Source organism: Dechloromonas sp. H13 (genome assembly GCF_009469615.1).
Classification (GTDB): Bacteria; Pseudomonadota; Gammaproteobacteria; order Burkholderiales; family Rhodocyclaceae; genus Azonexus.
In genome coordinates this window covers 1-13774 of the sequence record NZ_SSXX01000006.1, presented here as the reverse complement: position 1 = coordinate 13774, position 13774 = coordinate 1, and the positions used below count along the sequence as shown (strand labels likewise).

Sequence of the window (13774 nt, the reverse complement as noted above, 5' to 3'; positions counted from 1 at the left end):
GAGGCCGGTTGCGGTCGACCGCAAAAAAGGGGCAAAAATGAAGAAGGCCGGGAGCGATCCCGGCCACAATTGTCGACCAGTGGTTCGTGAATCCCGTTGGATGCCTGTCGCCCGGCGCTCCGTTACTCCGGATTGCGAATTGCCAGCGTGACGCCCGTAGCGGCCACTGCGATGCCCAGCCATTGCAGCGGCGCGATGCCCTGATCGAACAGCAGCCAGGCGGCCAGCGCGGCCGAGACAGGCACCAGGTAGAACAAGCCGGCCACCCGGCTGACCGCGTCGCGCCGGATCAGCACCACGAGGAGGCTGACGGCGCCCACCGACACGACGACTGCCATCCACAGCAGGGCGACGACGAATTCGCCCGTCCACCGCACCGGCGTCGGCTCAAAGGCCAGCCAGCCAAGCGCGCAGGCGACGGCGCACGCCGCGCACTGCACGGCACCGCCGGCGAACGGATGCATCGCCGCGCAATGCGCCTTCTGCAGGAGGTTGCCGGCCGACAGGCCGGCGAGCCCGGCGAAGGAGGCGGCGACCGCCCAGCCGGGCGCTGCACCGCTGGCCAGCCCATCGCGCAACACCAGAAAGACGCCGGCCAGCCCGAGCAGCAGCCCAGTCCATCGGCGCGGCGCAACCCGTTCGCCGAGCAGGCCGGGCGCCAGCGTGGCGACCAGCACAGGGTGCAGGGCGATGATCAGCGCCGAAACGGCGGGCGGCACGCCGCCGGCGATGCTGACGAAGACCCCCACCGAAAACACGCCGACGGTCAGCAGTCCGGCCAGCACGATCGCCGGCAATGCCTGCCGCGCCGGCCACGGCGCCCGGAAGGCCCGCGCCAGCGCGGCAAGGAGGACGGCGGCCAGGGCGAAGCGCAGGGCCAGGAAGGCGAGCGGTCCGGCGTGCGGCAGGCCGAGCCGGGCGCCGACGAAGCCGGCGCCGTAGAGCGTCACGAAAGCCAGCGCCGGCAGGCGTTCATCGGCCAGCAGGCCGAAGCCGGCGCGGCGGGCGAGGGCGGCGGTGGCCATGGCCGCCTCAGCGCGTCGCCGGGCGGCGGGCGGCCTGGGTCAGGCCGGCGTAGCCCCAGTCGGTGGCCGGTACTTCCTGGATCACGATGTAGCTCGCTTCCGGAAGCGGCCCGAGCACTTCCGTCAGCAGCGCGTGCAGGTCGGCGATGCAGGCCGCTTTCTCCGCCGGGCTGTTGGTGCCGGTCGTGATGTAGACGACGCAGTGCGCCGGCCGCAGGGCGGGCGCCACCGGCATACCGGCGACGCACCAGGCCTCGCCGGCGTGCTCGGCGACGCGCACGGCGGTGACCTCGCGGCGCTTGTGCAGGCGTTCGACGATGATGTCGGTCGCCCGGCCGGCGAGGGTGCGGCGGTTTTCCAGGCTGGCCGGTTGGCCGAGCTGCAGGTCGATGAAGGGCATGGCGGTCTCCTTGAAGTGAGAGGGTTGGGGCTTGCTTCAAGGGAACTCTAACGGCTAGGATTAAATTAAAAAAATTGATTTATTTGTTTTCAAAATACGGAATTAAAATTATGAGTCGCCACCTCGATATCGAAGCACTGCGCGCCCTCGTCGGCATCGTGGATCTCGGCGGCTTCTCCGCCGCGGCGCAGCACCTCGGCCGCACCCAGTCGGCGGTCAGCCTGCAGCTCAAGCGGCTGGAGGAAACCCTCGGCCAGACCCTGCTCAGGCGCGCCCAGGGCCGCGTGGACGGCGTCACCGCCGAGGGGGCCGCGCTGCTCGCCTATGCCCGCCAGATCCTGCGCCTGAACGACGAGGCCTATGCCGCCGTCGCCCGCGACGACGCAGTCGGCAGCCTGCGCCTCGGCCTGCCGGAAGAGCTGATGGAAAGCGTCTTCCCGGCGGCCATGAGCGCCTTTCGCGCGGCCTATCCGCGCCTGCGCCTGAATGTCCTGGCCGATACCTCGGCCACGCTGCGGCGGGCGCTCGCCGACGGCCAGCTCGACCTGGCGCTGGTCAAGGATTGCGGCCCGGAAGCGGCGGCCGAAGGCGACGTCCTCTGGCAGGAAGCGCTGGTCTGGATGGCCGGCGAGGCCTACCGCGACAGCGCCCCGGCGCCCGACGAGCGCGGCCTGCCGCTCGCCCTGTTCGGCGAGAACTGCGCCTTCCGCCTCGCCGCCACCGCCGCGCTGGCCCGTGCCGGCCTGCCGTGGATGCTGCAATACACCGGCAGCAGCGTCACCGGTCTGCGCCACGCCATCGCCTGTGGCCTCGGCCTCACCGCGCTGCCGCACAGCCTGCTCGCGCCGGGCCTGGTGGTGGTCGAGGCCTGCGGCGGGCAGGCCCTGCCGGCCTTGCCGGCGGCTCGTCTGCTGGCGTTGTTTGCCCCGGGGGGCGTCAGTGCCCCTTGTCGTCGCCTCGCCGACTGGATGGGCGAGGCGATGGTGGCACGCAGCGGCGCACCGGGCGGCACGCGGCGGATCGGGTGAGCGCTCCGCACCGCGGTCGTTCGGGGCGCGGCCGGTTGCGGTCGACCGCCAAAAAAGGGGCAAAAATGACGAAGGCCGGGTTTCCCCGGCCTTCCGGCGCCGTCGGGCGGGCGTTGTCAGGCGCGCAGCAGCGCCTTGACCAGGCGTTCGGAAAGCTGGTCCTCGGTAAATTGCGGCTCGTTCGGCGGGTAGAGGGAGTTTTCCTCGATCGTGAAGCCGTGGTCCTGGGCGAGGGCGCGCAGTTCCTTGATCTTCTGGCAGGCCTTGAGTTGCGTTTTCAGTTCCGCGTCGGTCTTGGCCTTATCCGAGAACGCCTTGATGGGCACGATGGACATGTTTTCTCCTGAAGGATGTTGATGGGGAAACGGGAAGGCAGGCGCCGGCTCACGCGGGATAGTCGATGACCGCGGGCTCGTCGCCGCCGTCGTCGATCGTCGCCCGGGCGAGGCGGCCGTCGGGGTGGTAGCTGTAGTCGTGGCGCAGTTCGGTTTCGCCATAGACGATCTTCTCGCAGGCGATCAGCTGGCCGGCCAGGTCGAAGCTGCCGCAGTAGTAGGTGTTGCGGTTGCGCATGTCAGCCGGCGCCAGTTCGCCGACCAGCTTGAGGGGCAGCCGGGCGCCGCTGTAGCTGGTGAAATAGCGGGTGGTGGTGTCGCTTGCAGTCATCGGGTCGTTCTCGGGGCAGGCGGCGGGCGCGCATTTTTCCGCCGTTGTCGGAAAAGCGTCGACGCCCAAGCCTGCCGCGCCAGAAAATGTCGTCTTGGTGACAAGTTTTCCCGCTGTTTCGCGGGTCGGCGACCACTGAGCAATATCGGGGCCAACCTGCTGGAGGGCCCGGGGATGGATCACGGCTTTTGTTCAGACAGGTTGTAAGGCTGTCCTGAAGCCGCGCCATTTATTCCGGATTTCCCGGTCGACCGTAACCGGGTAGGGGGAAAACGCGGCGTGTTCGCTGTGGTTCGCGATATCCGGGCCGGATTGCGCGTTACAAGGTTACGTCGTCGAAGACCAAGCGGACAGTTCCCCGACGAGAACGCTCCGTGGCAGTATCGAGATCGCCATGTGCTCAGCCACACTGTAGAGGCGCCGCAGCCGGTCGAGTATTTCGAGTTGCACGCGGAGCTTGAGCAGGCGATCCGGCTCGTTCCCGGCGAGACGCACGGCCTGTTGCCGGTGGAACTCGGAGGTGAGTTTCAGGATCGCAGCGCGGTTCGCGACCACGGTCTGCGCCGCCGTCTCGTCCTGCGATACCAGCGCCCGCAGCGCGGACTGCGCCGACGCCTGGATCGTCTGGAACAGCCTTTCCAGCAGATCTGTGGTCTCCTTCGAAGGGGTGGTGTTCGCCTCCTTCAGGGTCTGGGCCAGCGGGATCAGTTCGTAGCTGAGCGCCGCGCTCATGTTCTCGATTTCGCCGATGGCGGCAACCACTCGTGCATGCTCGTCAGCTTCGGCGTCGTTCAACTCGGCACGCCCGACCTGCTGCAGGTAGCTGAGCAAGGCCTCTCGCAGCACCACGATCCGGTCATGTTGCTGCGACAGTGGGCCGAGATCCCTGGATTCGAGAACCGGCCTGACCTTGCCAAGCATCCCTTCGGTCAGTTCCGCCATGTGCCCGAGCTCCCTCCGCGCCAGTTCCAGGGCCATCGATGGCACCTGGATCAGTTCGTCGTCGAGATACCTGGGGCGGATGATGGCCTTTTCCTCGACTGGCCGGTCCGGGATGATCCTGATCGCCATCTTCGCAAACAAACCGGCGAACGGCAGGAAAAACACCGTGTTGGCGGTCGCCCAGATGGTTGCGGCATTGGCGATCTGGCGCGGCACCTCCTCGGCGAGCCGTTCCACACCCTCCAGATGCGCCGCAACCGGCGAAACCGTCTCGGCGAGTCCCGCGAGCTGGGCGATGAACGGCAACCAGATCACGGCGCCCAGCACATTGAACAGGACATGCACGGCGGCCGCCCGCTTCGCATCCCGTGGCTTGCCGATCGCGGCGAGGATCGCCGTGATCCCGGTGCCGATCTTTGCCCCGAACAGGATCGCGATGCCCGCCGGCAGGGAAAGCAATCCCTGGGTCGCCATGACCACCGAAAGGCCGATGGTTGCCGAAGACGACTGCACCAGGGCGGTAAACACCGCGCCGGCCAGCATCCCAAGGACCGGATTCTTCAGGGATTGCAGCAACTCGGCAAAGCCCTCGTGCGTGCGCAACGGCGCCATGGCCGAGCCCATCGCCGCCATGCCGTAGAAGATCAGCCCCAGTCCCATGAGCATGGCGCCATAGTGGCGAACGACGCCCTGCTTCCAGACGAAGCTCATGAAAAACCCGATGGCGATGAGCGGATAGGCAAGGGCGGTGGTGTTGAACGCCACGATCTGTGCCGTGACCGTAGTGCCCACATTGGCCCCGAAGATTACCCCCACCGACTGGACCAGCGTCATGATCCCGGCACTCACGAACCCCACCACGAGCACCGTGGTCACCGACGACGACTGGATCACCGCGGTCACGATGGCGCCGGTGATGGCACCCAGAACTGCGTTGCCGGTCAGTTTCGCCAACAGCGCATTCATCTGCTGCCCGGCGGCCGCCTTCAACCCCTCGGTCATCTTCTCCATGCCGTAGAGAAAGAGCGCGAGCCCGCCGAGCAGCTCGACGGTCATCGTCAGTGGATTGAGTTCGCTCATGATCGCCCTCGCTGTGACAGGAAGCCATACTATAACAAGGGCTTAAACACCAATCCGCAATCTGCAACCCGGAAACGGTTTGAGCAGTGTTTCCCGGCACCTGTTGCGGTCGACAGTCAAAAAACGCCGAAAATCAGGATTCGCAGGTGTGGGTTGCGACGCGCAAACAGGAAAATTCGGCGAGCGGCGATTCGCCGGTATCCCGACCTGATCAAGCGGGCGCCCCGCGGCTTGCTGCGTCGCCGTCGGATCGTTAATCGACGCCCCATCTGCTAAGATTCGCCCCACTTTTTCAGGCGTTTCCCCTTGTCGTCCCTCCCGGAAATCTTTTCTCCCGACGGCCCGCTGGCGCAGGCGATCAGCGGCTATCGCGTGCGCGAACAGCAGCTCGACATGGCCGAGCGCATCGCCGCCGCCATCGACGGCTGTTCGGTATTCATCGCCGAGGCCGGGACCGGCACCGGCAAGACCTTTGCCTACCTGGTGCCGGCGCTGCGCTCGGGCGGCAAGGTGATCGTTTCCACCGGCACCAAGACCCTGCAGGATCAGCTGTTCAACAAGGACCTGCCGATGGTCCGCGATGCCTTGAAGGCGCCGGTCAAAATTGCGCTGCTCAAGGGCCGCGCCAACTACGTCTGTCCCTACCATCTCGAACGCGCGCTGGCCGACGGCCGTTTTTTGACCCGCGAGGACGCCGCCGACGCGCGCCGCATCGCGGTCTTCGCCAAAGTGACCAAGAGCGGCGACAAGGCCGAATGCCTGGAGGTGTCGGAAAACTCGCCGGTGTGGAACCATGCGACGTCCACCCGCGAAAACTGCCTCGGGCAGGACTGCCCGGATTACAAGGACTGCTTCGTCATGCAGGCGCGGCGCGAGGCGATGGCGGCCGACCTGGTCGTCGTCAATCACCACCTCTTCTTCGCCGACGTCATGCTGCGCGACGAAGGCATGGCCGAGCTGCTGCCGGCCTGCAACACGGTGATCTTCGACGAGGCCCACCAGCTGCCGGAAGTGGCGACGCTGTTCTTCGGCGACACCGTGTCGACGGCGCAGGTCGTCGACCTGGCGCGCGACGCGCGGGCCGAGGGGCTGACCAGCGCCCGCGACTGCCTCGAACTGCAGAGCGGCAGCAAGGCACTCGAAAAGGTCGCCCGCGACCTGCGCCTGACGGTCGGCATCGACGCCGGCCGCTTCTCCTGCGGTCAACTGCTCGAAAAGCCCGAATTTGCCCCGGCCCTCAAGCTGCTCGAAGACGAGGTCGTCAAATTCGCCGCCATCCTCGAAACCCAGGCCGAGCGCGCCGAGGGGCTGGAAAAGTGCTGGCAGCGGGCGCTCGAACTGGCGCAGCGCCTGGGCGCTTGGCAGAAGGCCGGCGACGACGGCTACGTGCGCTGGGCCGAGGCGTTCACCCAGTCGCTGCAGCTCAATTCGACGCCGCTCGACGTCGCCGAGATTTTCAGGAAGCAGATGGGCGGCCACCCGCGCGCCTGGATCTTCACCTCGGCGACGCTCGCCGTGCAGGGCAAGTTCCACCATTACTGCGCCGAACTGGGCCTCGGCGAGCCGGATTCGGCGTGCTGGGAAAGCCCCTTCGACTACGGCAGCCAGGCCGTCCTCTACGCACCGCTCGGCATGCCGGAGCCGAATTCCTTCGGCTACACCGACGCCGTCGTCGACGCCGCCTTTCCGGCCGTTGTGGCGGCCGGCGGCGGCGCCTTCTTCCTGTGCACCAGCCTGCGCGCCATGCGCCGCACGCACGAGCTGCTCAAGGCGCGGCTGGAGGACGAGGGCATCGACATGCCGCTGCTGCTCCAGGGCGAGGGCAGCAAGAACGACTTGCTGCAACGCTTCCGCCATCTCGGCAACGCCATCCTGGTCGGCAGTCAGAGCTTCTGGGAAGGCGTGGACGTGCGCGGCGAGGCGCTGTCGCTGGTCGTCATCGACAAGATTCCCTTCGCGCCGCCCGACGACCCGGTGCTGTCGGCGCGCATCGAGCAGATGAAGCAGCAGGGCCGCAACGCCTTCATGGAATACCAGCTGCCGCGCGCCGTGATCAACGTCAAGCAGGGCGCCGGCCGGCTGATCCGCGACGAGACCGACCGCGGTGTGCTGATGATCTGCGATCCACGACTTCTATCAAAGCCATACGGCCGCCGCGTCTGGCAAAGTCTGCCGCCGATGAAGCGAACCAAGGAACTCCAGGACGTGCTCAACTTTTTCGCCAGCCGATGAAAGCCACCTTCGACCAACTGCGCGCACAGCAGCCGCAGCTCTTCTCGGCCGCCGCCGTCGCCATCGCCCCGCGCGCCATGCAGGACATGGCGGTGATCGTCGCCGCCATCGAGTCGGTGATCGCCTTGCCGGCTTTCCAGGAGCGCGTGCTGGCGCAGGCGCCGGCCATCGCCCGCCTGCCGGCGCGGGCGCGCGGCGCCTTTCTCGGCTACGACTTCCACCTGACCGATGACGGCCCGAAACTCATCGAGATCAACACCAATGCCGGCGGCGGGCTGCTCAACGCCTACCTGCTGGCCGAGCACGGGCGGGCGGAGGAGGGCGCCCGCGTGCGCGACGATTTCGTCGCCATGTTCCGTGAGGAATGGCGGCTGGAACGCGGCGCCGCGCCGCTGCGGCGCATTGCCATCGTCGACGAGAATCCGGCCGGGCAGTTCCTGGCGCCGGAATTCGCGCTCTTCAGGGAGCTGTTCGAGGAGCACGGCATCGCCGCCGTCATCGCCGGTCCCGGCGAACTGGTCGTTGCCGGCGGCGGCCTGGTGCACGCCGGCGAACCGGTCGACCTGATCTACAACCGGCTCACCGACTTTTCGCTCGACTCCCCGGCCAACGCCCATCTGCGGGCCGTCTTCGAGGCCGGTGGCGTCGTCGTGACGCCGCATCCGCGCGCCCACGCGCTCTACGCCGACAAACGCAACCTGATGCTGCTCTCGGACGCCGCCGTGTTGCAGGCCTTCGGCGTCGATGAAGCGACGCAGCGCACGCTGCTCGCCGGCATTCCGCGGACGGTTGCGGTCGACCCCGAAAAGGAGGCCGATTTCTGGGTCGACCGCAAGCGCTGGTTCTTCAAGCCTCCGGCCGGCTTCGGCAGCCGCGCCGCCTACCGTGGCGACAAGCTGACGCGCCGCGTCTTCGAGGAAATCCTGCATGGCGGCTACATCGCCCAGGAAATCGCCCCACCGTCCGAACACGTCGTCCAGGTCGGCGACGAGGCGCAACGCATGAAGGCCGATATCCGCTGCTACGTCTACGCCGGCCGCATCCAGCTGGTCGCCGCCCGCCTCTACCAGGGGCAGACGACCAATTTCCGCACCCCGGGCGGCGGTTTTGCGCCGGCCTTCGCTGACTGAACGGGCAGGATCACCGCATGAAAGTTTTCGGCATCGCCGGCTATTCCGGTTCCGGCAAGACCACGCTGCTGGAGAAGCTGATTCCCCAGTTCACCGCGCGCGGCCTCAAGGTCTCGGTCATCAAGCACGCCCACCACGGTTTCGACATCGACCGTCCGGGCAAGGATTCCTACCGACACCGCGAGGCCGGCGCCAGCGAAGTGCTGCTCTCCTGCGGCGAGCGCTGGGCGCTGATGCACGAGCGGCGGCACGAGGGCGACGTCATGCTCGACGAACTGCTGGCTCGGCTGGCACCTTGCGACCTGGTGCTGGTCGAAGGCTTCAAGCAGGAACCGGTGCCCAAGCTCGAAGTCTATCGCCCGGAAAACGGCAAGCCGCCGCTTTTTCCCGATCGCGACGACATCGTCGCGGTAGCCACCGAGGCCGCGATCGACACCGCACTCCCGGTATTGCCGCTCAACGACGCCGCGGCCATCGCCCGATTCGTTATCGACACCCTTCAATTGCAGGAACGCTGATGCTGACCTTCGAACAAGCCCTGGAAAAACTGCTCGCTGCCGCCCAGCCCGTCGCGGAAGTGCGCTCGCTCCCCCTGACTGCCGCCGCCGGCCGCGTCCTGGCCGCTGCCCAGCGGGCGACCGTCGCCGTGCCGCCGCTCGCCAACTCGGCGATGGACGGCTACGCCGTGCGCGCCGCCGATGTGGCCGCCACCGGCGTCCGCCTGCCGGTCAGCCAGCGCATCCCGGCTGGCACGGTCGGCAGCGCGCTGCAGCCGGGCAGCGCCGCCCGCATCTTCACCGGCGCCCCGGTGCCCGCGGGGGCCGATGCGGTGGTGATGCAGGAACGCTGCGAGCACAGCGACGGCGCCGTCGTCATCAATCATGTGCCGCGCCCCGGCGAGAACGTCCGTCCGGCCGGCGAGGACATCGCGCTCGACCGCGAGATCCTGGCCGCCGGCATCAGGCTGCGCCCGCAGGACGTCGCGCTGGCCGCTGCAGCCGGGCTGGCCGAACTGCCGGTGCGCCGCCGCCTGCGCGTCGGCACCTTCTTTACCGGCGACGAGCTGGTGCAGCCCGGCGAGCCGCTGCCGCCCGGCGCCATCTACAACTCCAACCGCTTCGCGCTGCGCGCGCTGCTCGAAGGGCTCGGCTGCGAAGTCCGCGACCTCGGCACCGTGCCGGACAAGCTCGATGCGACCCGCGAGGCGCTGCGCCAGGCGGCCGCCGACAACGACCTGATCATCACCTGCGGCGGCGTTTCGGTCGGCGAGGAGGATCACGTCAAGCCGGCGGTCGAGGCCGAAGGGCGCCTCGACATGTGGCAGGTGGCGACCAAGCCCGGCAAGCCGCTGGCCTTCGGCGAAATCCCGCGCCCCGACGGCAAGGCCTGGTTCATCGGCCTGCCGGGCAACCCGGTGTCGGCCATCGTCACCTTCATGATGACCGTGCGCCCCTTCGTGCTGCGCCTGCAGGGCGTCGACCAGGTCATGCCGCAGGTGCTGACGCTGCCCGCCGAGTTCGACTGGCCGCGCCCCGACGTGCGCCGCGAATTCCTGCGCGCCCGCCTGAACGAGGCCGGCGGCGTCGAACTGTTTCCCAACCAGGGCGCCGGGGTGCAGACCTCGCTCGTCTGGAGCAACGGCATCGTCGACAACCCGCCCGGCCAGGCGGTCAAACGCGGTGACCCGGTGCGTTTCATTCCCTATTCGGAGCTGCTGTCGTGAGCGTGAAGATTCTCTATTTCGCCGGGCTGCGCGAGGCGCTCGGCATCGGCAGCGAAACGCTGGAACTGCCGGCCGGGGTCGCCACCGTGGGCACCCTGCGCGACTGGCTGGTCGGGCTGGGCCGCGAAAGGCTGGCGAGCGCGAAGAACCTGCGCTGCGCCGTCAATCAGGAAATGGGTGGCCCGGAAACTGCCGTCCGCGATGGCGACGAGGTGGCCTTCTTTCCGCCGGTGACCGGAGGCTGACATGACGGTGCGCGTCCAGGAAGCGGATTTCGACCTCAACGCCGAGTTGACCGCGCTCAGGGCCGGCGACGCCCGCGTCGGCGCGCTGGCCAGCTTCGTCGGCCTGGTGCGCGACATCAACGACGGCGCCGGTGTCTCGGAAATTACGCTGGAACACTATCCGGGCATGACCGAGAGGGCGCTGGAAGCCATCGTCGACGAAGCGAAAACGCGCTGGGACCTTTACGGCGTCCTCGTCATCCACCGCGTCGGACCGCTCCGGCCGTGCGACCAGATCGTCCTCGTCGCCGTCACCAGCGCCCACCGCGGCGAAGCCTTCGCCGCCTGCGAATTCATCATGGACTACCTGAAGACCCGCGCGCCGTTCTGGAAGCGCGAAGCGACGCCGGACGGCGCGCGCTGGGTCGATGCGCGGGAAGCCGACGACAGTGCGGCGGCACGGTGGCAGAAGGAAGATTCTTGATCTCCGGCGCCAGACTGGCGAGAAATCGTTAGTCGTACTTCGCACCGTTGTTGTCGTTGGTCGCCGGGATGCGACGGCGCCAGGTTCCCGAGTTCAGCGGACGCTCAGGCAGTCTGATCACCGAGTGCTCGTCGGCCACTGCGGTCGTTCGACTAGCTGACCCTCTCGGTCAGCAATGCGCCGGTTAGCGGCCGCTCGGCAAGGTTTCGACCCGAGCGTCACCTTTCTAAACCTGCGAACGCGTACTCCCGACCCAAACCGGAATTAGCCAACTTGTAGAAGCAGATGTTCAGGCACCCATAAGCTTTGAGGCGCCAGATTCAACTTATGAACCATCAAACCCCATCCTCCTTCATCTTGAAAGTTGCTGACTCACTTCGGGACGACTGAAAACAACAAAATATGGCAAGATCATGCAGCGATGAGCCACTAGGTGTTGAACTTGCAGGGAATTCAGGATGAATTGAAGGAAAGCTCGCTCGGGCCGGATCAACATTTTTGAAACCCTAAAGTCACTGCCGTAACCAATAGGGTCAAATAACATAACCGCCGGATATTGAAAGTAATTTAATTATACTTAACAGCCCTCGATAACGAGGTAATTATATTTAAATTGATATTTTGTCGGGAGCGATCTAATGGAGTACATAGCGATAATTTTGATTGTTATTGGATTCTTGGCATATTTCAGCGCCATTTTGACTGCTTTGGTTGTTGTTCTGTTTAGCCGTTTATGGAAAAAAAATGAACATGTTTTTCAAACGGACGAATTTGATAACAACCCAGATATAGTGATTACTTTAGTTCACGGAACATGGGCGAGAAAAAGCAAATGGATTTCTCCGAATGCTGCATTTTCTAGTAGGCTACGTTATCTACTGAAACCCTGCAGTGTAATAACGCAAGAGTTTCGTTGGTCGGGAAGGAATTCAATTTCCGCACGACATCAAGCGGGAGCAGAACTTGCACATCAATTGGAAGAGAATCTAGAAAAGTGGCCCGAGGCACGTCATTTTATTATTGGGCATAGCCATGGGGGTGCTGTTGCATTAAAGTCGCTCACAAACAGTAATATTTGCGATCAAATTGATGGGGTGATAACTTTGTCTACGCCATTTATTTTGTATCAAGCAAGGGCTCAAAACATATTTCACACGGCTTCACTAAGGGTTGCACCATTTATTTTTATGTCAACTATCCTACCCAGTGTGCTATTATATTTATTTCAAATTCTCCATCGCGTCGAACCCGCAATTTACTTATTTGGATTTTTTTCCGGAGTTTGGTTTCTTATAGTATCCCCTGCTTATTTTAAAAAATTTTCCGCAAAGTTAATGGAGCGACTGGCGCTACCCACAGTTTCAAGTGAAAAAGTCCTTATTCTTCGAGGGACAATGGATGAAGCATTATTGGCATTAAATGCGGCGCAGGCTATTAGTTTTTCATTTAATGCAATCTATTCGTTTCCAGCAATCTTGCTGCAGCAGGCCTTGGAAAGAGTTTCAATTTGGAGCCGGGCTGTTCTTCGCCATGAACAGACAATAAATTTTTCATTGTTTACAATGTGGTGGCTGTCGCTTTTGCTGGCTATATGGTCTGCAGCCAATAATAATATATTTTCATTGGGTATTTTTGTGTTTCTAGCAGTTACGTTTATTTGGATTGTTTGCCGCTCATTGCTGAACGACGGGGCGGAAGGGGGGAAAATTCTTGGTGGTCTATTGGTGGGGGTGGTTTCTGTCCCCCTTTTCGCTTTGCTGTCAATTCTAGCTATTCCGCTTGGCTATGAGCTTGCTGCAGCGGCTATTCTTCTTCAGGTGTCAGCGGAACCTACGCCCAGCGGGCGATGGATTGTGTGGCACTGGCATCCCGATGTTTCGCTGAATCCTCTCGAGAAATTGTCGCATAGTGCTTTGTATGACGACCAAAGCGCGTCATTACAGATTTCAGATTTCATTCGCTCAAGGTTGTAAGCAAACTTCACTTGGGCTTTTTTTGCGTAAATTAAATAAATACGCTGTTTATTTGTGCTAAAAACCCTCTCGGATTCCACATAACGAACCAATTAAACGTCACAGAAACTCGGACTTCAATGTCCGCTTCGGGATGAAATATTCAATGGCTGCTATTGGCCGATTGAGTAAGTTGGCGCCTACGCCAGTAAGCCGACGATCGCCAAACTTCGAATTTTCCACTGGCCAGTATCAGGAAGCAGCAACCAATAAGTGCTGTCGGTCACAACCAGCCGGCCACCTTCTCTCCAGACCGGACGCCTGAAGGACTGCTTAACTATGGAACCTGCCGGAAGAGCAATTCCAGCTCATCGGCCTAAGCCGACCTTAGGGATTGTGCCAAACTCAGGCAGCAATGCACCCTTGGATTCAACCGGTCAGCTGCCGTTGGTCCGGACGGGGGGCCAAACGACAGCTTCCGGATCTAGCGAACTCCCACACCCGACTCTGATCAGACCTTGTGTGTTCTCAGGGCATACTTCCACTGTCAAAGCCAGATCAAATGTTAACGTTCGGCTCGCAGTAGAAATGGTCAGCAGGACGTTTGTTACCGGCGACTCGGGGATGGAAACTCGCGTATGCCAAACTTTCGTTCAATGCGTTTATGTTAATCTTTTATTAAGAATAACTTTTAACGCTTTATTTTTATGGAATTTCATGACATTCCGGGCTACATTTATGCAACGATCGGTGATTCAGAGTGAATCGCCCCGGAACCTCTAGACGCTCCGTAGCCTTAAACTTAGGCAAAAGGAGAAGTCATGAGCAGCAAGCGTTATCCGGAAGAATTCAGGATCGAGGCGGTCAAGCAGGTCACGGAACGAGGTC

The 13774-nt window shown here is 63.3% G+C and carries 13 protein-coding genes; 8 read left to right on the top strand and 5 right to left on the bottom strand.

Annotation, left to right across the window (positions count from 1 at the left end; all coding sequences use genetic code 11):
* Positions 1-122: 122 nt before the first annotated feature.
* Positions 123-1025: a DMT family transporter gene (locus tag GH660_RS13265; RefSeq protein WP_153147160.1), complete on the bottom strand. Its 903-nt coding sequence runs from the start codon at positions 1023-1025 to the stop codon at positions 123-125.
* Positions 1026-1032: 7 nt separating this feature from the next.
* A complete protein-coding gene (locus GH660_RS13260) occupies positions 1033-1425 on the bottom strand; it encodes a tautomerase family protein (RefSeq protein WP_153147159.1) in 393 nt (130 codons plus the stop codon).
* Between the two features lie 110 nt (positions 1426-1535).
* On the opposite strand from GH660_RS13260, the gene GH660_RS13255 reads away from it, so the two are divergent.
* A complete protein-coding gene (locus tag GH660_RS13255; RefSeq protein ID WP_153147158.1) occupies positions 1536-2453 on the top strand; it encodes a LysR substrate-binding domain-containing protein in 918 nt (305 codons plus the stop codon).
* A 116-nt stretch (positions 2454-2569) separates the two neighbouring features.
* Here GH660_RS13255 and GH660_RS13250 read toward each other — a convergent pair whose 3' ends face one another.
* The 3 genes from GH660_RS13250 to GH660_RS13240 all read right to left on the bottom strand — a co-directional run bounded on the left by GH660_RS13250 (position 2570) and on the right by GH660_RS13240 (position 5141).
* Positions 2570-2788: a Nif11-like leader peptide family natural product precursor gene (locus tag GH660_RS13250; RefSeq protein WP_153147157.1), complete on the bottom strand. Its 219-nt coding sequence runs from the start codon at positions 2786-2788 to the stop codon at positions 2570-2572.
* A gap of 49 nt (positions 2789-2837) precedes the next feature.
* Positions 2838-3119 (bottom strand): DUF6156 family protein, encoded by a 282-nt coding sequence (locus GH660_RS13245; RefSeq protein WP_153147156.1) that lies wholly within the window; start codon positions 3117-3119, stop codon positions 2838-2840.
* Between the two features lie 327 nt (positions 3120-3446).
* The gene (locus tag GH660_RS13240; protein WP_153147155.1) at positions 3447-5141 is read right to left on the bottom strand and encodes a Na/Pi cotransporter family protein; all 1695 of its coding nucleotides are present in this window, start codon (positions 5139-5141) and stop codon (positions 3447-3449) included.
* Positions 5142-5447: 306 nt separating this feature from the next.
* Here GH660_RS13240 and GH660_RS13235 point away from each other — a divergent pair, with 306 nt between their 5' ends.
* From GH660_RS13235 to GH660_RS13205, 7 genes are all read left to right on the top strand, one after another.
* A complete protein-coding gene (locus GH660_RS13235; RefSeq protein ID WP_228276494.1) occupies positions 5448-7373 on the top strand; it encodes an ATP-dependent DNA helicase in 1926 nt (641 codons plus the stop codon).
* Entirely contained in the window at positions 7370-8503 is a 1134-nt protein-coding gene (locus GH660_RS13230; protein ID WP_153147154.1) for a hypothetical protein, read from the top strand. The genes GH660_RS13235 and GH660_RS13230 overlap by 4 nt, the downstream gene beginning before the upstream one ends.
* A gap of 17 nt (positions 8504-8520) precedes the next feature.
* Positions 8521-9021, top strand: a complete 501-nt coding sequence (gene mobB / locus GH660_RS13225) for a molybdopterin-guanine dinucleotide biosynthesis protein B (protein WP_153147153.1) — start codon at positions 8521-8523, stop codon at positions 9019-9021.
* Positions 9021-10226: a gephyrin-like molybdotransferase Glp gene (glp, locus tag GH660_RS13220; RefSeq protein ID WP_194266319.1), complete on the top strand. Its 1206-nt coding sequence runs from the start codon at positions 9021-9023 to the stop codon at positions 10224-10226. The genes mobB and glp overlap by 1 nt, the downstream gene beginning before the upstream one ends.
* A complete protein-coding gene (gene moaD, locus GH660_RS13215; RefSeq protein ID WP_153147152.1) occupies positions 10223-10471 on the top strand; it encodes a molybdopterin converting factor subunit 1 in 249 nt (82 codons plus the stop codon). Before glp ends, moaD begins: the two co-directional genes overlap by 4 nt.
* 1 nt (position 10472) lies before the next feature.
* Complete coding sequence (moaE, locus tag GH660_RS13210; RefSeq protein ID WP_153147151.1) at positions 10473-10934, top strand: molybdopterin synthase catalytic subunit MoaE; 462 nt, start codon at positions 10473-10475, stop codon at positions 10932-10934.
* Positions 10935-11572: 638 nt separating this feature from the next.
* Positions 11573-12907 carry a triacylglycerol lipase gene (locus GH660_RS13205; protein ID WP_153147150.1) on the top strand — a complete coding sequence of 445 codons (1335 nt, stop codon included), beginning with the start codon at positions 11573-11575 and terminating at the stop codon, positions 12905-12907.
* Positions 12908-13774: the final 867 nt, after the last annotated feature.